Annotated in this window: 15 protein-coding genes and 6 tRNA genes; 12 read left to right on the top strand and 9 right to left on the bottom strand. The window is 45.8% G+C overall.

All coding sequences use genetic code 11. From position 1 onward, the window contains the following. Positions 1 to 33: 33 nt before the first annotated feature. The gene (locus Q1Q15_RS20850) at positions 34 to 1,086 is read left to right on the top strand and encodes a hypothetical protein (RefSeq protein ID WP_300464328.1); all 1,053 of its coding nucleotides are present in this window, start codon (positions 34 to 36) and stop codon (positions 1,084 to 1,086) included. 20 nt (positions 1,087 to 1,106) lie between these two features. Here the strand turns inward: Q1Q15_RS20850 and Q1Q15_RS20855 are convergent, their stop codons facing one another. The 9 genes from Q1Q15_RS20855 to Q1Q15_RS20895 all read right to left on the bottom strand — a co-directional run bounded on the left by Q1Q15_RS20855 (position 1,107) and on the right by Q1Q15_RS20895 (position 12,791). Further along, a complete protein-coding gene (locus Q1Q15_RS20855; protein ID WP_300464290.1) occupies positions 1,107 to 1,562 on the bottom strand; it encodes an N-acetyltransferase in 456 nt (151 codons plus the stop codon). Then, positions 1,559 to 3,571 carry a PBP1A family penicillin-binding protein gene (locus Q1Q15_RS20860; protein WP_300464292.1) on the bottom strand — a complete coding sequence of 671 codons (2,013 nt, stop codon included), beginning with the start codon at positions 3,569 to 3,571 and terminating at the stop codon, positions 1,559 to 1,561. The genes Q1Q15_RS20855 and Q1Q15_RS20860 overlap by 4 nt, the downstream gene beginning before the upstream one ends. Continuing rightward, entirely contained in the window at positions 3,504 to 4,352 is an 849-nt protein-coding gene (locus Q1Q15_RS20865; protein ID WP_300464294.1) for a protein-glutamate O-methyltransferase CheR, read from the bottom strand. The genes Q1Q15_RS20860 and Q1Q15_RS20865 overlap by 68 nt, the downstream gene beginning before the upstream one ends. A 30-nt stretch (positions 4,353 to 4,382) precedes the next feature. After that, complete coding sequence (locus tag Q1Q15_RS20870; RefSeq protein ID WP_300464296.1) at positions 4,383 to 5,477, bottom strand: chemotaxis response regulator protein-glutamate methylesterase; 1,095 nt, start codon at positions 5,475 to 5,477, stop codon at positions 4,383 to 4,385. Then, entirely contained in the window at positions 5,477 to 5,926 is a 450-nt protein-coding gene (locus Q1Q15_RS20875; protein WP_300464297.1) for a chemotaxis protein CheW, read from the bottom strand. Before Q1Q15_RS20875 ends, Q1Q15_RS20870 begins: the two co-directional genes overlap by 1 nt. A 10-nt stretch (positions 5,927 to 5,936) precedes the next feature. Continuing rightward, positions 5,937 to 8,723 carry a chemotaxis protein CheA gene (locus Q1Q15_RS20880; protein ID WP_300464299.1) on the bottom strand — a complete coding sequence of 929 codons (2,787 nt, stop codon included), beginning with the start codon at positions 8,721 to 8,723 and terminating at the stop codon, positions 5,937 to 5,939. A 20-nt stretch (positions 8,724 to 8,743) separates the two neighbouring features. Next, positions 8,744 to 9,964, bottom strand: coding sequence for a U32 family peptidase (locus Q1Q15_RS20885; RefSeq protein ID WP_300464300.1), 1,221 nt, complete (start codon positions 9,962 to 9,964; stop codon positions 8,744 to 8,746). A 16-nt stretch (positions 9,965 to 9,980) separates the two neighbouring features. Beyond that, positions 9,981 to 10,055: transfer RNA gene (locus tag Q1Q15_RS20890), tRNA-Arg, on the bottom strand. 915 nt (positions 10,056 to 10,970) lie between these two features. Beyond that, positions 10,971 to 12,791, bottom strand: coding sequence for a lytic transglycosylase domain-containing protein (locus Q1Q15_RS20895; protein ID WP_300464302.1), 1,821 nt, complete (start codon positions 12,789 to 12,791; stop codon positions 10,971 to 10,973). Positions 12,792 to 13,223: 432 nt separating this feature from the next. On the opposite strand from Q1Q15_RS20895, the gene Q1Q15_RS20900 reads away from it, so the two are divergent. The 11 genes from Q1Q15_RS20900 (at position 13,224) to rplA (ending at position 17,422) form a co-directional block, all read left to right on the top strand. Further along, positions 13,224 to 13,299: transfer RNA gene (locus Q1Q15_RS20900), tRNA-Thr, on the top strand. Positions 13,300 to 13,308: 9 nt separating this feature from the next. Beyond that, positions 13,309 to 13,393, top strand: a tRNA-Tyr gene (locus tag Q1Q15_RS20905). Positions 13,394 to 13,484: 91 nt separating this feature from the next. After that, a tRNA-Gly gene (locus Q1Q15_RS20910) sits at positions 13,485 to 13,560 on the top strand. Between the two features lie 74 nt (positions 13,561 to 13,634). After that, a tRNA-Thr gene (locus Q1Q15_RS20915) sits at positions 13,635 to 13,711 on the top strand. A gap of 26 nt (positions 13,712 to 13,737) precedes the next feature. Further along, positions 13,738 to 14,931, top strand: a complete 1,194-nt coding sequence (tuf, locus tag Q1Q15_RS20920; RefSeq protein WP_300464304.1) for an elongation factor Tu — start codon at positions 13,738 to 13,740, stop codon at positions 14,929 to 14,931. Positions 14,932 to 14,949: 18 nt separating this feature from the next. Continuing rightward, a complete protein-coding gene (rpmG, locus tag Q1Q15_RS20925; RefSeq protein ID WP_300464306.1) occupies positions 14,950 to 15,108 on the top strand; it encodes a 50S ribosomal protein L33 in 159 nt (52 codons plus the stop codon). 15 nt (positions 15,109 to 15,123) lie between these two features. Beyond that, positions 15,124 to 15,200: transfer RNA gene (locus Q1Q15_RS20930), tRNA-Trp, on the top strand. Positions 15,201 to 15,265: 65 nt separating this feature from the next. Continuing rightward, positions 15,266 to 15,637, top strand: coding sequence for a preprotein translocase subunit SecE (gene secE, locus Q1Q15_RS20935; RefSeq protein WP_300464308.1), 372 nt, complete (start codon positions 15,266 to 15,268; stop codon positions 15,635 to 15,637). 15 nt (positions 15,638 to 15,652) lie between these two features. Beyond that, positions 15,653 to 16,183 (top strand): transcription termination/antitermination protein NusG, encoded by a 531-nt coding sequence (gene nusG / locus Q1Q15_RS20940; protein ID WP_300464310.1) that lies wholly within the window; start codon positions 15,653 to 15,655, stop codon positions 16,181 to 16,183. A 99-nt stretch (positions 16,184 to 16,282) separates the two neighbouring features. Next, entirely contained in the window at positions 16,283 to 16,705 is a 423-nt protein-coding gene (rplK, locus tag Q1Q15_RS20945) for a 50S ribosomal protein L11 (RefSeq protein WP_300464312.1), read from the top strand. A 24-nt stretch (positions 16,706 to 16,729) separates the two neighbouring features. Beyond that, complete coding sequence (gene rplA / locus Q1Q15_RS20950; protein WP_300464314.1) at positions 16,730 to 17,422, top strand: 50S ribosomal protein L1; 693 nt, start codon at positions 16,730 to 16,732, stop codon at positions 17,420 to 17,422. Positions 17,423 to 17,534 lie beyond the last annotated feature (112 nt).

A 17,534-nucleotide genomic window follows, 5' to 3' on the forward strand; every position in this document is an offset into this window, starting at 1 on the left:
TGTGGTCCTTAGCAAGAAAAAGGAACGATAGTGATATCCTATACGCACAGAGAGTGTTTGAGCCGGGAAGAAAGACTCCGAAGGTCTTATTATGAGGTGTTGCGCGACGAGCTGGACCAATTTGCCCTGGCATACGCCCTTGTGGGATCATATGATAATTTCATCCGCCTGCGGGAACCCTATCCGTTTGTAGAATTAAGGGAACTGAAGCCCCGGGCCCGAATTCCATCGGTTGAGTTTGACGCCCAGAATACCTTTTTGATCATTTTTTCCGAAGATTTTATCGATAAAAATCATAAAAAATACATTCGATATTTTGATGCCAATAAAACCACCAAAGAAAATTTATTAAGACATAAATCTTTTCCAGATGTGGAAAATTTTAATCGGAACCTGAAATTTTTCGAAACCCAGGGGTTTTTTTCTTTTCTAGGTTCATTACTGCCCATTGATTATGCATTGTTGATTCAACGGAACCAGCAATGCAAGGTCAGGTATGCATTGACCCATTTCCATGTGAGGATCGACTGGCCCATTGCGGATGCGTCTGAAGCACTTGCCAAGGATTTGCGGTATATTTCAAAAGATCTTTATGAAAAAGGGGATAAATATGCTGAAGATTTTCAAAAGAAATTTTTTGAATACTATGGGGTCCCGGTTCTGTCCGGGGGACGAAGAACCGCCGCCATCGTAGCGGCCCAATATTTCAGGCAACTGCCGGGAATCGCCACTATTTACCTGTCATCCAGTGAAGCCAGAACACTGTTGCGGATTGATGAAATCGGGGTCTCCAAGTCGGTGTTGGTAAAACTGCCGGTGGATGAAATAAAAAAACTGGCAGAGACGGCGGGTATTACCCAAAACAGTTTTACCAAAAATTATGTTGTTGCCCGGGAGCGGAAAAAATTTGTCTGCATGTTAAATGTAAAATACGATTATACCAGTCATGCATTGCCCTCGGAGGGGGGCAGACTTCGGGAGTTAAAGCCTGACACCAACTGGCTGACCGTATCCCAGGAACTGATATTACCCCGGCCATCCGTCAGCTTCCATCCACCGATTTCTTATAAAATGGTGTATGTATAACCTAAATTTCGAACGGGTGCTTATAACTTTTTAAGCATGGCAACTTCATCACAATTGGGGAAATGGACACAACTGATACAATCCGACCATACTTTGATGGGCAGTTCATTTTTATCAATGGTGGAAAATTCAAACCGCTGAAAAAAGCCGGGCCGGTAGGTAAGGGTAAACAGATCCTTTATCTTGAAATAAAACGCTTCCTGGATCGCCCTTTCAGTCATAAGTGTACCAATGCCCTGACCCGTGAAAGCGGGGTCCACGGCCAGGGATCGGATTTCCGCCAGATGTTCCCAGCAAAACTGCAAGGCGCAGCAGCCCACCACTTTATCCTTCTGGGGGTCGATAAATACCCAGAAGTCTCTTAAATGGTCGTATATCTTACTAAGGGGCCTGGCCAGCAACTCACCCTTTTTACTATAGAATTGAAGTAGCGCGTGGATGGCGGTTACGTCATCCAGTATGGCTTTGCGTATCATTTTTGATCCTTTGTCTTAATCAATACCTTTACTGTGTTCGACATTTTTTCAAGGGTTGTCTGCCCGGTATCGGGGTCCATGTATACCATTTTTGTGCCATCCGGTATATCAAAATATTGATAGGGTCTGTTGGACAGACCCTGTGTCATCACATCCATCCAGATGGGCAGGGCAGCCCTGGCACCGGTCTCATTTTGGCCCAGGGAGGAGGCATCATCATTGCCCACCCAGACGCCCAGGGCGATATCCGGTGAGAATCCGACAAAAAGGGCGTCTTTATAATTGTCGGTTGTGCCGGTTTTTCCGGCAATATCTTTTTGGATGATCCTGGCCCGCTTTCCCGTACCTTCCCGGATGACCGCTTTTAACATGTCCGTCATAATGGCAGCGTCTTGCCGGGACATGATGGCCTGCTTCTGGATCTCGGTTTTGTAAACAACCCGGCCGGTTGAATCGGTAATTTTAACGATGGCAAAGGGGGCGACCTTAATGCCCATATGGGCGAAGGGAATATACGCTGCCGTCAGCTCCATCAGGGTGACCTCCGATGTCCCCAGCGCCAGGGAAAGGGTGGGATGAAGAACCGATGAGATGCCGGCTTTTTTTGCAAATTCAACCACCCGGGATGGACCCATGGCCTCCAGGAGCCTGACCACGGGTGTGTTTTTGGATAAGGCCAGTGCGTTGCGAAGGGGGATGTCACCCCCATATTTTTTTGAAAAATTATTCACCTGCCAGGTTTGATTGTCGGGCAGATGATAGGACAACGGCGCATCCTGCACAAGATCTGCCTGGGAGAATCCCAGGGTAATGGCGGTGGCATAAACAAAGGGTTTAAACGCGGAACCGGGCTGTCGTTTCGCCTGAACCGCCCGGTTAAAGGGACTGGTATTAAAGGCCCGGCCCCCCACCATACTCAAAATGGCACCGGTTTTAGTCTCAATGGCCACCAGGGCACATTGGAGTTTTGAGCTGGACCGTCCCTGTTCTTTCATGCGGGTTTCAAGCTGGGCCATTCGGTTTGCCACCGATTGGTTGGCAGCCTTTTGAAGATCTAAATCAAGGGTGGTATAGATATTGAGGCCTTTTGAATAGAGGGTTTGCAGATCAAACTGCTGTTTTAAAATATGGGTCATATATGCGGTAAAATAAGCGGCAGGATGCAGCCGTGCGGTTTTCGACGGCGCTTTGACCGGGGTGGCTTTGGCGATAGTGTAGTCCTGGACAGGGATGAGGTTCATGGCCCGCATTTGCTTTAGAACCAGGTTTCGTCTTTTTTGGGCCAAATCCGGATGGTTGATGGGAGAGTAAACCGAAGGGGCCTTGGGGAGTCCGGCGATCAACGCTGCCTGGGCCAGGGTAAGGTTTGCCACGGAGGTGTCGAAATAGGTCTGGCAGGCGGCTTCAACGCCATAGGCCCCGGACCCCAGGTAAATCAAATTCAAATATAATTCCATAATTTCATTTTTTGTATACCGTCTTTCGATCTGCAGCGTTAAGATCACCTCTTTGATTTTCCGGACAATTGATTTTTCAGGCGTGAGAAACAGTGTTTTTGACAATTGCTGGGTTAAGGTACTGGCGCCCTGTTTGAATTTTCCGGCCTTAAGATCATAGATAATGGCCCTGACAATGGCTTTTAAATTGATGCCGGAATGGGTATAAAAGTTTCGGTCTTCTATGGCCACAATGGCATTGATGAGGTTTTTGGGTATTTGTTCAATGGCCACTGGAAATCGTTTTTCAGTATAAAACTGGGTAAGAATCTGGTTGTTTGATGAAAAAACCGTGGTGACAGCCGAGGGGTTAAATTGCTTGAGGTGGTTTATCTGGGGCAAATCATGGAGAAGACTGAAAAAACCGCCGGCAGGGATTCCCAGAAAAATACCTGCAAAAGCAATGACCCATAAAATGCGCCGGGGTTTGAGCATGGTGATCCCTTTATTGATCCTTAAATTGATAGAAGACGGAGTTAAGATATCTTTTTGGGGAAAAAAAATCGATATCATTTACAAGGGATTCCGTTGATCCGATGATCAGGTATCCATCCGGTTCCAGATGTTTTGAAATGTTATGGTAAATCCGTTTGCGAACGTGGCTGGAAAAATAAATCATCACATTCCGACACAGAATAATATCAAATTTATCCAGCCCGACCCATGGGTTGATCAGGTTCATTTTCTTAAATTGCACCATGGCCCTGACCTCATCTTTGATTTTATAGCCATTCTCCTGTTTGTCAAAGTATCGGTTCAGGCGGTTTTGATCCAGTCCCCGGGTCACTTCAAAGTTGTTGTACAGCCCATAGCTTGCCTGGGCGATGGCGGCATCGGAAATATCGGTGCCAAACAGTTTAATATGATACTGATCTGGTGTGATCCCCATTTCAAGCAGGGTCATGGCAATACTATAGATTTCCTGGCCCGTTGAGTTGGCGGCACTCCACAAACGGATGACCGGCTTTGAAGCCGGACTTTTTTTATTGTGTTTGTCGATGAGATCCGGGAAAATTTTATGCTGCAACAATTCAAAAGGGGCCTTGTCTCTGAAAAAATAGGTTTCATTGGTTGAAATGGCATCGATGATGTCATTTTCAATTTCTTTTTTGATATCAGTTTTTGCCTTTTGCAGCAATTGGGAATATGAAGAACAATTAAATTTGTGGACCAGGGAATTCAGTCGGGTTTCCACTAAATATTCTTTTCCCGGGTCAAGGACAATTCCGGAAATATCCAGAATATACGTTGAAAAGGTTTTAAATTCTTCCGGGCTGACTTTAATGTTTGTCATAGATTTGGTGTTCAAAAAATTAAAGCGGTTTCAAGCGTGAATGGTGTTTAAAATTTCCTGGGCAATGTTCTCCAGGGGGGCGACAATATCGGCGACACCGGACTCTACAGGTTCCTTTGGCATCCCATAAACGGTGCAGGTCTCCTGGTTTTGGGCAATCACAAACCCGCCCTTGATTTTCATCTGGATCAATCCTTTCAGACCATCTGACCCCATACCGGTCATAATGACGCCGGTGGACCGCCCTCCATACTGCCGGGCAAGGGATCTGAACAGGTAATCAACCGAAGGCTTACAGCTGTTTTCCGGCGGGTCATCGGTAATTTTGATCATTTTTGTAACCCCATCGGCCCGGGTAACAACTTTCATCTGTCGGCCGCCCGGTGCAATAAAAATCCTGCCGGCCACCAGGAGGTCTCCGCTTTCAGCTTCTTTTATCTCAAGGGGTGATTTGTTGTTCAGACTGTTGGCAAGGGACGCGGTAAACAGGGGCGGCATGTGTTGTACAATTAATACCGGCACCTTCAGGTCCCCCGGGAGCATGGGGATCATCCGGGTTAAGGCATTGGGGCCCCCCGTGGAAATGCCAATCCCGATAATGTCTGATCCGGACCTGATGACAGGGGGGTGAAGCTGCCGGGGCGGCTGTTTGAGTGAACTGACCCGGTGAGCCGGGGGCAATGGGCTGGGTTTCTCAAAGCGGTTAACCCGGGCTGTTTTCTGTCGCTTCAACGCATCAATAATGGGGACAAGGGCGGCATTAACGGTTTGCATATTTTCAGCCATACCACCGCCATCGGGTTTTGGAACAAAATCAAATGCCCCCAGCTCCAGGGCTTTTATGGTCATTTTGCTTCCCTGGTGCGTCCGGCTGGACAGCATGATCACAACCGGGGCATGGGCGTGGTCCTTTAAGGCCTGCAAGACTTGTATGCCGTTCATCTCCGGCATTTCAATGTCCAGGGTAATCAGATCCGGTTTAAGGGCCGCCATTTTTGATAGGGCGATTCTGCCATTGTTGGCCGTACCAACAACCTCAACCCCGGGGATGGCTTTTAAAATATCCCCAACGATTTTTCTGTAAACAATTGTGTCATCCACAACCAGTGCCCGGATCGGTGCCATTATTCTTTGAGTACCTCATCAATATCAAGGATGCCAATCAGCCGTTTTTCAGTTTTCAAGACCCCTTGGAAGTATTTCCTGTTAACCCCGCCAATATTGGACGGAACCGGTTCAATATCGGTGTTTCCGGCCCGGACCACATCACTGATCGCATCCACCAGCAGGCCGATATGTTCATCTTCTGAACTGACAATGATATTCCGATTGTCTTTTGTTTGTTTGACCGGTGCCAGGCCCAGTTTTTTACCCAGATCAATAATGGTCACGATGCGTCCGCGCAGGTTTAAAATCCCCTGGATATAGTCGGGCGCCTGGGGGACCTGGGTAATTTCAAAGTGTTTGTTGATTTCCTGAATATTTAGGATGTTAATGCCGCAAAGGGCGCCGCCAACATAGAAAGTGGAAAATTCCAAACCGTCAAAATAGCTGTCCATCGCCGTTCCTGCCATCTTTTCCTCCTTAGGGGTAGACCGGTGCGGTTACCGGGTCAAATTCAGGTGCTTTTTGATGATTTTTATCAGTTTTTCCCTCGTCCTTAAACCATTCAGGGTTTAGCATTTTTACCATTTCGAAAATATCGACCAGGAGCGTGATATGGCCATTAATAATTATAGACCCGCTGATGATCGATTGTTTCAGGGTGTTTTCATCGATATCAAGGGTCACTTCCAGCGCATCCACCGGCGGTGTTATCATGAGACCCAGTTCCCTGCCTTTGATTTTAAAAACAATGACTTCCTGCTGGTCTTTCCGGGGTAGCGGACTGAAATCAGCCACCTGGGAGAGTTCATAGAGGGGCAGTGCCTTTCCCCTGTATTGCACGACTTTTCGATTACCGAACTGTTCAATGTCGGTGGTTTGAATTCTTTCAATTCGTTGGACAATATTCAGGGGGGCAGCAAAGTATTCTGTTTCGGAATTTTTAAAGATCAGCAAAGCCGCCTTGTCCTTTGAGGCTTCTGCCGCTTGTTCGGCGGCCCTGGTCATCTGTCCGGCCGTGGAGATGGCTGCCAGGTCAGCCATTTGGGCAAGGTTTGAAATATCAAGGATCAGGGCCACTTTCCCGTCGCCCATAATGGTGGCCCCGGCATAAGCCGTACATTTTTTAAGGTGCCGGCCCACGGGCTTGACAACAATTTCTTCAGAATCATATAATTGGTCCACAATCAGGCCATATTTGAACGTCCCCGCAGAAACAACGGCAATGTTTATGGCGCTTTTCGCATGATATCGCCGGTCTGTGGCCCTTCTTTTTTGGGTCGCCTTTTTTTCAACAGCGGTTTCCCTGATCATTCCCTCCGGGGTAATGGTATGCTGTCTGGATCGCCTGTCTGCAATGCGTTGTCTCCGGTCCGGAAGCGGTTCATCATTTTCCGGGGAGTCATATGTCTTTTTGATGCCCAGGATGGCTGAAAGATCCAATAACGGCAGCAGTTCTCCTCTTAACCGGACAACGTCGGCATTTCCGACGGTTTCGATTTTCTCTTTGATCTGGGCTGCCGGTATTCTAAGCAGCTCATTCAGGTTGACCTGGGGGACGGCATATCTTTCGTTTCCCACAGCCGTAATCTGGCTTGGGATAATGGCCAGGGTCAACGGCAGCTTGATTTGAATATCCGTACCTTCTCCGTAAATCGAAGTCACGTCAATAATACCGCCAAGACTTTCAATGTTGGTCGTGACAACATCCATGCCAACGCCCCGGCCCGATACATCGGTAATTTGCTTGGCCGTTGAAAAGCCCGGCATAAAGATGAGTTCTATTTTTTGTTTATCCGATAGTCCTGCTGCCTGTTGTGCTGTGATCAGGCCTTTATCAATGGCCGCGGTGGCTATTTTGTTCGGATCAAGGCCTTTGCCGTCATCTGAAATGACAATGTTGACCTGGCCGGCCTCATGGAAAGCCCTTAAGATGATTTTCCCGGTGCCGTTTTTCCCCATTTGCTCTCTTTCCATGGGCGTTTCGATCCCATGGTCAACAGCGTTTCTTACCAGGTGGGTTAACGGATCACTGATGGATTCAAGAATTTTTTTATCCAGTTCAACCTCTTTTCCTTCAATAACCAGGTTAATGGATTTTCCCAGCTGGTGCGACAGGTCCCGGACCACCCGGGTGAATTTGTTTAAAATATTGGAAATGGGTTGCATCCGGGTTCTCATGATGGCTTCTTGAAGCTCAGACGTGATCATATCGATGCGCTGACTGGATAATTCAGTGGCTTTCAGGTTGGAAGCGCTGATTCCTTGAAGTAACTGGTTCCGGCTTAAAACAAGCTCGCCTGCCAGATTCATCAGGGTGTCTAAAAGACCCACATTCACCCGTAATGAGGATGGGGGTTTGGCCAACTTTACCTCACTGCCTGTTTTGGAAGACGGCGGGGGGGCAGAAAGGTCCTCTGCCGCCAAAAGGGGTGCCGGCTCTTTGGGGGACGGCATGGCCCCGGGCAAAGGATCCATATCCGGCCCTTTGGCGGAAACGATCATATCCTCTGATATGGCATGAATATAGCGCTTCTCAATATCAAACAGGGTTTCCGTCATGTCATATTCAAGAATGGACGCGAAAACAACCTGGAACGGTATCCTGCAGGCAACAGGACCATCAGAAAGGGTGCCCACCGCATCAAAATCGATTCGGGACTCGATAATTGTACCGGTTTTTTCCAGGGTGTTTAAAATGTTTAAAGGGTTTTTCCCTTTTTCCTGAATATCCTGGATTAAATCGTATTCAACAAGGAACAGGTTTTTGCCTTCTGATACAGGGTCCTGGATGTCAACGGCCGAAACCTGGGGGAACACCCTGCCATCGGTAAGAACAATATCCACGAATTCGGTGACCCCGGCGGGGTTGTCTAGGGGCAGGGAAGTGTTGGTGATGGCTTCCAGGGCTGAGATATGGTCTGACACATCCATGTCATTGCTGGTTTTAATGTTTTTTATCAGGGTTTCCAAAGTATCAAATCCTTCCAGCAGGACGTTGATCCGGTTTGAATCCGGTGTAAGTGATTTGTTTCGGATGAGCCCCAGGACGTTTTCCAGGTGGTGAGCCAGGTCTTTAATGGTGGTCAATCCCATGAAACCCGCACCCCCTTTAATGGAATGCGCGGCTCTGAACACCGTGTTTACCAGATCCAGGTTAATGGATTCGCCGGATTCCTCAATGGCTAAAAGGTCGCTTTCAATATCCGCCAGATGATCCAATGATTCTTCAATATACATTTGCAATGTCTCGTCATCATCAAACATACGCAGTCTCCTGATCTCGGTTATATTTTACGGATAATATCATGGGGGCGGCAGTTAATGTCAAGTTTGATCAGCACCATGGTATTGGGTTGGGCGCAGGGGATGGGGGTGTGATCCATGTCCAGCAGTGCGTTGATCTTTGTTCTTGCGGGGTGCCCCAAGGGGGACAGCACTTCAATGGTATCCCCAACACAGAGTTTGTTTCGAATGCCAACCCTGTAGGCGTGATCGTCTGTCCGGCTGATAATTTTGCCGATAAAACTATGGATTTTGCCGTGATGGATATTGTTATAATTGGGTAATTGTTCGTCTGAAGGACCAAAGTAAAAACCGGTACTGTATTCCCGGTGAAACACTTGATACAATTCAGCCACCCATTCCGGATCTGTCACGTATGTGTCTGGGGCTTCAATATAGTCGTCAATGGCATTTCGGTAGGTTTTAACCACAGACGCCAGATAGTTGATCCCCTTCATTCGGCCTTCAATTTTTAACGAGGTGATGTTGGCGTCAATCAATTCAGGAATGTGTTCGATCATGCACAAATCTTTTGAGTTGAAGATATACGACCCCCGGTCATCTTCCATGAGCGAATGATATTCGTTGGGCCGAAGGTTTTCCACCACAGCGTATTGCCACCGGCAGGGATGACTGCAAAGCCCCCTGTTGCTGTCCCGGCCACTTAAGGCAGAACTGAGCAGGCATCGACCGGAATAGGAGATACACATGGCCCCGTGAACAAAGGTTTCCGTTTCCATGGCACACCGGGTGGCAATATCGGTGATCTCAGTTAACGACAATTCCCTTGCCAGGTTAACTCTTTTTACCCCCTGGCTGTGCCAGAATCTGACGGCGTTCACATTGGTTGTATTGGCCTGGGTGCTCAGGTGGATATCGATATCCGGGATCATTTGCCGGGCCAGATAAAGGATGCCCGGATCGGATAAAATAATGGCATCCGGACCCATTCGAGCGGTTTGCTCTAAAAAGGTTTTCAACGCCTCCTGATCATGGTTTCTTGAGTAGATATTGCAGGCCAGGTAGACCTTTACCCCATGGTGATGGGCCAGGCGGACCGCCTCAACCAGTTCTGTGTCTGTAAAGTTGCCTGAAAAATTTCTCAGGCTGAAATTTTTACCGGCCAGGTAGACCGCATCCGCACCATAATGGATGGCAATTTCAAGTTTTTCAAAACTTCCGGCAGGGGCTAACAGTTCGGGTTTGATCGGGTGTTTTTTCATGGGGCCTGTCAATGGATGGTGCCCCCGGCAGGAATCGAACCTGCGCTCAAGGATTAGGAATCCTATGCTCTATCCACTGAGCTACGGGGGCATGGGTGTTTAAAAGTTTCGATATCATTAACATAATCAAGGCTTTTAGGCAATACCTGGAAGCTCCTTTCATGCTGGCTTTCTGCTTATAATGGATTATGGTTAAAAATTCAACAATTAAAATTGATAAGTCTGTTTTTTGTTTATTTTTCAATTACTTATTGTTAATTTTATCATTGGTTTAGTTGGCAACCATTTTTAACAGTTTTACCTTGATGGGCACAATTTAGGCACACCCAGGCACAAAATTAAAAGTTCTTTTTTCCGCTCTATTGAAGCATAACCGAGGTTAATTGTAGCGACCTGACTTTATGATCACCCTGGTCCGCAATTATCCTTGAACCTCGGTTCAAATTAATTGATTCTATCCGTTGAGCCTGGCCCAATTAAATGCAACTGAGACCACATTAAGTGATTTTATAATATTTTTTTGGGAATTAACTTGCAATAGCAATTGACTTCCGGATGAAATCCAAAAACATTCATGTTATAATAATCTGTATAATCATTCACTAAAAAAGGGATAGCTATGAAAGACGACAAGGGTAAAATATGGTTTTCTGCAATGACATATGGCTTTGGTTGGGGATTGCCAATCACTTGGCAGGGCTGGGTTGTATATATTCTATTCTTTATCTTAATTTTCATTGGCGTTCATTTTCTGTCAACCACTCCGATTGGAACTGTGCTGTGTGTTTTATACAAATGATGCTAAAATAAGTTTTATCCCGCGTACAATAATCCTATCGTTCTATGATAAATAAAAGTTGTAGGGCCTAGCACCTGCTTTCTAATTTTAATCAATTTCGGTGTTGTGATTCTATGATGATGGGTACCTGACCAATAAATATTTCAGGATAAACCAGGCACAATCATGGGCACAATCGATTTTTTTTCTAAATCTTCACGGGTTGGATTATTCAAGGATTAATTTTTGACCGGGGAAGATCTTGCTTTTTTTGTTCAAATGATTCAAGGCAAGGAGGCGATTTAAACTGATTTTATGCCTTTTGGCGATGGTAAACGGGCTGTCTCCTGACCGGACCTGGTATTTGGAGGCCTTTTTGGCCGCCACGTTTACTGGGTTAATGTTTGAGTGTTCACCCGATGTAATATAAAGGCTCTGACCGATGTTTAATGTGGTGCCGGTCAGATGGTTGGCGGTCATGATGTTTGTTGTTGTTGTGTCAAATTTTCTGGCAATATTCCAGAGATTGTCGCCCCTTCTGACCTTGTATTTGAGTGTTTTTGATGGTTGCTTCGGTTGATTGGCAGCCGTTGAATACGATTGTGCGCCGGATTTGCTGCCGGGAATTTTTAAGACCTTGCCGGCAAAGATTTTATGGGTTTTGTGAATATTGTTGGCCCTTGATATGGTGCGGATGGAGGTCTTATATTTGTCAGCGATTCCCGATAAGGTTTCTCCTTTTTTAACGCGGTGGAAGACCACCTTTGGCGGTGGAGAAACCGATGTTTTAAATGTATCAACCTTTGAAAGAAAGACCTGGACCTTTTCCCGGGGGACTCGCAGCTGATAGGTTTCCGGTGGGAGAAGCGCATATCTCAGTTCGGGATTCAACTCTTTTAACAGGACCGTTTCCACACCGATTTGTCTGGCAATATCTTTGAGCCTGACCTGCTTTGTGATTTCACAGAGTTGATAGTCAATGGGCTGTGCGGGATTGTTAATTTTGATATTGTATGTGTCCAGATTGTTGACAATATGGAGGGTGGCCAAAAATCGGGGAACGTACCGGGATGTCTCCCGGGGTAGAGACTGGTAAAGATCCCAGAAATTATCAAGGTAATTTATTTTTTGTTTTCGGATGATTTTTAATACTCGTGATTCCCCGCAATTATATGAGGCAAGGGCGGTTGTCCAGTCCCCGAAAAGATTGTGAAGTTCTTTTAAATAGGCAATGGCTGCCCGGGTGGCTTTTTCAGGATCTAATCGTTCATCAATATAATAGTTGCGGTTCAGCCCGAACTTGTACCCGGTGGAAGGGATAAACTGCCATAATCCCAGGGCCCTGGCTGGAGATAGGGCCCTTATTTTAAAGCCGCTCTCGATTAATGGAAGCCAGGAAAGCTCTTCGGGCAGACCGGCTTTTTTTAATTCAGCGACAATGAACGGTCGATACCGTTGGGACCGTTCAAGAGAGCGGACAAAAAACCTTTTTTCAGGACCGGTGAGCCGTTTTATTTCCGTTTGCACATAATTGTTCAGGGTAATGGGAATTTCATCGTATTGTCCGTTGACCACAATCTGCCGGGAGGCATAAATTTCAAGAATGCGTTTGGATATCAGATATCGGATGTCTTCTTTTTGCTGGTTGAATTCTGGCGTTACGTCCGCATCAATTTCAAGGATGGAATAATAGGCAGAATCAAGGTTGGCCAGCGCGTCTTCTAATTTACCGGTTTCCCACATCTGCTGGGCATAATCACAAAGTTCAAGGGCTTGATCAATTTTTTCCCGGGTGCTGAGATTGGATTCCTTTTCAGCAGGTGAGTCGGCGGAGTCGGCGGCATGAGCATCTGTCACCGTGACCTTCGCTGTTGTCTGTTCCGGTTCATCACTGCTTTGGATAACAAGGGTTTTCCTGTCTGATAGTGCGGTGTCAGGATGGGGGGGCGGGGTCAACATGTTCGAGGAGGCGGCCTTGTGGTATGTCTGTTGACAACCTGCAGTGATCATAAGTGCCATTAAGATTAGAGCAAGTTTGACGTTAAACATTTTTCTCCTTGAAGGGTACATTTATAAGTATATGTAGTATAAATGCTTTAAATATAAAATTCGGAAAGGCTTGTCAAGGATATATCTATCCCGGATGTGGCGTTGCAGCGCACCGTGTCAAGGTGCTTACCAACGATGAAGATAAATATCTTGTAACTTTTATTTTATTTGTGTATAATTAAGAGTTATTAAATTTTTAGTCCTGATTTATTACGGTAATTTCCGGTTGATTGGTGCTCGGCACACTAAATAGCGCTGAATTTAAACAAAAGACAGGAAATCGGAGTAAAAAGGGTGAATATGCTGGTAAACTTAATATTCGAATGTTTAATAGCCGAAAACACCAGGAATTTAGAGTTGATTATCTTGAGTTGCTCTGATATTATCTGCCGGTCTTTTCGATGTGACAATATTGTTGCAAACACAAGATAGGCCGATATAGCTCAGTTGGTAGAGCATCTCACTTGTAATGAGAATGTCCTCCGTTCGATTCGGGGTATCGGCTCCAAAAAAAATCGGTGGGGTTCCCGAGTGGTCAAAGGGATCAGACTGTAAATCTGACGGCTCAGCCTTCGGAGGTTCAAATCCTCCCCCCACCACCAGTTTGTTGTGTAGGAGATCTGATAGTGTTTTGGGTGGATCGTTACTACATAGCTAATTATAAATTTGTTAGCTATTTTAGTTTCTTTGCCTGCGGGAGTAGCTCAGTTGGTAGAGCTTCAGCCTTCCAAGCTGAATGTCGCGAGTTCGACTCTCGTCTCCCGCTCCACTTCATTTCAGATTTCCACTGGAATAATGGTTTAAGTTAAATATACCTTATGTTAATTTGAATCGCCTTTTCGAGCCCATGTAGCTCAGTCGGTAGAGCGCTTCCTTGGTAAGGAAGAGGTTCACCAGTTCGATTCTGGTCATGGGCTCCAAAACTACGGCAGGAGGAATTAAGAAGATGGCTAAGGAGAAATTTGAGCGGACAAAGCCGCATGTGAACATCGGCACAATCGGTCACATTGATCATGGAAAGACGACGCTTACAGCAGCGATCACCAAACATTCAGCACTGAAGGGTGGCGGTACGTTTGTTCCGTTTGATGAGATTGACAAGGCCCCCGAAGAAAGAGAGCGTGGTATTACCATTGCTACAGCCCATGTGGAGTATGAGACACCCAATCGTCACTACGCTCATGTGGATTGTCCCGGCCATGCGGACTATATTAAGAACATGATTACCGGAGCGGCCCAGATGGACGGTGCCATTCTGGTTGTCAGTGCAGATGATGGCCCCATGCCCCAGACAAGAGAGCATATCCTTCTTGCCCGCCAGGTAGGGGTGCCCACGATTGTTGTGTTTTTAAACAAATGCGACATGGTGGATGATGAAGAGTTGATTGAACTGGTGGAGATGGAACTTCAGGAGCTTTTGGATACCTATGAATTCCCTGGAGACACTACCCCCATCATTCGCGGCAGTGCATTAAAAGCCCTTGAGTGTGATGATGTGGATGGCGATGATGCCAAATGTATATTTGAACTGCTTGACACCCTTGATTCGTATGTGCCCGAACCGGTGAGAGATAAGGCAAAGCCCTTCTTGATGCCGGTGGAGGATGTGTTCAGTATTTCCGGTCGGGGAACAGTTGTGACCGGACGGATCGAGCGCGGTGTGATCAAAACCGGAGAAGAAATTGAGATCGTCGGTATTCGAGAGACAAACAAGACCGTTTGTACGGGTGTTGAAATGTTCAGAAAACTTCTGGATCAAGGTGAGGCAGGCGACAATGTCGGTCTGCTGCTCCGGGGAACCAAACGGGACCAGGTGGAAAGAGGCCAGGTCGTTGCCAAACCCGGAACCATTACCCCCCATACAAAGTTCAAGGCAGAAATGTATGCCTTAAGCAAAGAAGAAGGCGGTCGTCATACCCCATTTTTCAGCGGATACAGGCCCCAGTTCTTTTTCAGAACAACAGACATTACCGGTGTGTTGACCCTGGAAGAAGGTGTGGAAATGATTATGCCCGGAGATAATGCAACCATTAACGTGGAGTTGATCAACCCCATTGCCATGGAAAAAGAGCTCCGGTTTGCCATCAGAGAAGGTGGCCGTACCGTTGGCGCCGGCGTTATCGGTGAAATTGTAGCGTAAAGTCCTAAGGAGTTAATAGTGGACCGAGTAAATATTGCTCTTGCCTGCACAGAGTGCAAGAGAAGGAATTATACGACAACGAAAAATAAGCGTAAAACTCCTGATAAAATAGAGTTTAAAAAATATTGTAAATTTTGTAATAGGCATGTGCTGCATAAAGAAACAAAGATCAAGTAATTCTGGGTTTTTTACAGGTCAGTAGCTCCAATTGGTAGAGCGCCAGACTCCAAATCTGGATGTTGGGGGTTCGACTCCCTCCTGACCTGCCACATTTTTAAGATGACGGTTTGAATCTTAAGCGTGATGTGGGCCTAAAAACAAACATAGGAGTTGTATGTCACGGTTAAAAAAAAAGATACCTGCGGGTGATAAGAAAAAGAAAAAAGAGGATGCCGATATACCCACTGATAATTCGGTAAGCACCCCTTCTTTTTCAAGCTCAAAATCGGCGGCGGTAGCAAGTCCTTTGAAATCAAAACTGGAAAAAAGCTTAGCCGAGACGCAATCCCGGGAACCGAATTTAATTCAAAAGTCAATGGAATTTTTCAGGGAAGTCAAGGTTGAGTTAAAAAAGGTCACCTGGCCAACTCGAAAACAAACCACTGGAACGACCATTGTTGTGATTGTCTTTGTTTTTGTTGTCGCAGCTTTTCTCGGACTTTTTGATTTCGGCCTTTCAAAGCTTGTTCAGGTTGTCCTGACATAATATAAGGGAAGAAACATGTCTCTAAAGTGGTATGTCGTTCATGTGTATTCAGGTCATGAGCAGAAAGTAAAGGTGGCTCTGGAAGAGAAAATAGCATCTTCCAAGCACCCTGAAAAGTTCGGTGAGATCCTTATACCGACAGAAAATATTGTAGAGCTCGTGGACGGCAAGAAAAAAGAGTCTTCAAGAAAATTTTATCCTGGCTATATCCTGGTGAGAATGTACTTGGATAATGAGACATGGCATATTGTCACATCTACTTCAAAGGTAACAGGGTTTTTGGGTGGGAAAAATAAACCCGCACCCATAACTGACAAAGAAGCTCAAAGCATTGTGGATAAAATGCAGCAGGGCAAAAACAAACCCCAGCCAAAATACTTTTTTGAACCGGGAGATGATGTCAGGGTAATTGATGGGCCCTTTTCAAACTTCAATGGTACAGTGGAAGATGTATCTCCTGACAAGGAAAAAATTAAAGTTCTGGTGAGTATCTTTGGGCGGGCAACCCCTGTGGAATTGAATTTTATACAGGTTACCAAAATATAATAATAGCGTAATGCGTAATGATGGATGGGCAATGGGATGTTTTTTCAAATCTCAAATCTCAGATCTCATTGCTAAAGTAGAGTATCAGGAGTTAAAACAATGGCAAAAAAAGTAATGACACAAATAAAGCTTCAGGTTGTAGCAGGTAAAGCCAATCCATCTCCCCCCATCGGACCTGCATTGGGCCAGCATGGGGTTAATATCATGGATTTTTGTAAGGCGTTTAATGCAAAAACCGCCAATGACACCGGATCTATTATTCCCGTCGTCATAACGGTTTACCAGGACAGGTCTTTCAGCTTTATTACCAAAACGTCACCGGCATCCAGATTGTTGCTGGCTGCAGCGAATATTGCAAAAGGGTCTGGTGTGCCCAATAAGGACAAGGTCGGAAAAGTTACCATGGATCAGCTGATTGCAATTGCCGAAACCAAAAAAGAAGACTTAAACGCCTCAGACATTGATGCCGCTGTGAAAATTATTGCAGGGACTGCCAAAAGCATGGGGATAGAAGTAGTTTAACTTTAAGTAAAAGAGTGATGAAAAATGGCAAAGCGGAGTAAAAAACATACAGAAGCACTTAAGAAGGTCGATAGAACGGTTCAATACGATCCAATAAATGCCTTGGAATTGATGGTTTCATCAAGCTATGCTAAATTTGATGAAACAGTTGATGTGGCCGTAAGGCTGGGCGTTGATCCGCGGCATGCCGATCAAATGGTTCGGGGTACGGTTGTATTGCCCAATGGACTGGGTAAAGACGTAAAAGTTTTGGTTTTTGCAAAAGGTGAGAAAGAAAAAGAAGCACTGGATGCAGGCGCAGACTTTATTGCAGATGAAGAGACGATTGAAAAGATTCAAAACGGATGGTTTGGTTTTGATAAAGCCATTGCAACGCCGGATATGATGGGCGCCGTCGGAAAACTGGGTCGGGTATTGGGGCCCCGGGGCCTGATGCCCAATGCAAAAACAGGAACGGTTACCTTTGAAATTGAAAAAGCCATCGCAGAATTAAAAGCGGGTAAAATTGATTTTCGAGTTGAAAAAGCAGGGATCGTTCATGTACCGGTGGGAAAAGTGTCTTTTGGCGCAGAAAAATTAGTTGAAAATGTTACGGCATTTTTAGATAAATTGATTGCGCTGAAACCAGCAGCCAGTAAGGGTGCCTACTTAAAAACCATCAGTGTATCATCAACAATGGGACCGGGTATTAAGGTCGATCCCATGTTGTTAAAATAAAAGTTTAATCCTGTCACAGACAGTAGGTGTACTTTTAGTTTAAAAGTATATAATCGGATTTGCCGGCCTGCCGAGACACAAGAAAATTGCAATTTGTTTTGGTTTAGTCGAC

The sequence above is a fragment of the Desulfobacula sp. genome (assembly GCF_030145145.1).
In the GTDB taxonomy this organism is placed as follows: Bacteria; Desulfobacterota; Desulfobacteria; order Desulfobacterales; family Desulfobacteraceae; genus Desulfobacula.

What these genes read in the sequence shown, in the direction of transcription:
- Q1Q15_RS20855 (WP_300464290.1), bottom strand. Translation starts at nt 1,562, where the DNA reads ATGATACGCAAAGCCATACTGGATGACGTAACCGCCATCCACGCGCTA.
- Q1Q15_RS20860 (WP_300464292.1), bottom strand. Translation starts at nt 3,571, where the DNA reads ATGATATCGATTTTTTTTCCCCAAAAAGATATCTTAACTCCGTCTTCT.
- Q1Q15_RS20865 (WP_300464294.1), bottom strand. Translation starts at nt 4,352, where the DNA reads ATGACAAACATTAAAGTCAGCCCGGAAGAATTTAAAACCTTTTCAACG.
- Q1Q15_RS20870 (WP_300464296.1), bottom strand. Translation starts at nt 5,477, where the DNA reads ATGGCACCGATCCGGGCACTGGTTGTGGATGACACAATTGTTTACAGA.
- Q1Q15_RS20875 (WP_300464297.1), bottom strand. Translation starts at nt 5,926, where the DNA reads ATGGCAGGAACGGCGATGGACAGCTATTTTGACGGTTTGGAATTTTCC.
- Q1Q15_RS20880 (WP_300464299.1), bottom strand. Translation starts at nt 8,723, where the DNA reads ATGTTTGATGATGACGAGACATTGCAAATGTATATTGAAGAATCATTG.
- Q1Q15_RS20885 (WP_300464300.1), bottom strand. Translation starts at nt 9,964, where the DNA reads ATGAAAAAACACCCGATCAAACCCGAACTGTTAGCCCCTGCCGGAAGT.
- Q1Q15_RS20895 (WP_300464302.1), bottom strand. Translation starts at nt 12,791, where the DNA reads ATGTTTAACGTCAAACTTGCTCTAATCTTAATGGCACTTATGATCACT.
- tuf (WP_300464304.1), top strand. Translation starts at nt 13,738, where the DNA reads ATGGCTAAGGAGAAATTTGAGCGGACAAAGCCGCATGTGAACATCGGC.
- secE (WP_300464308.1), top strand. Translation starts at nt 15,266, where the DNA reads ATGTCACGGTTAAAAAAAAAGATACCTGCGGGTGATAAGAAAAAGAAA.
- nusG (WP_300464310.1), top strand. Translation starts at nt 15,653, where the DNA reads ATGTCTCTAAAGTGGTATGTCGTTCATGTGTATTCAGGTCATGAGCAG.
- rplK (WP_300464312.1), top strand. Translation starts at nt 16,283, where the DNA reads ATGGCAAAAAAAGTAATGACACAAATAAAGCTTCAGGTTGTAGCAGGT.
- rplA (WP_300464314.1), top strand. Translation starts at nt 16,730, where the DNA reads ATGGCAAAGCGGAGTAAAAAACATACAGAAGCACTTAAGAAGGTCGAT.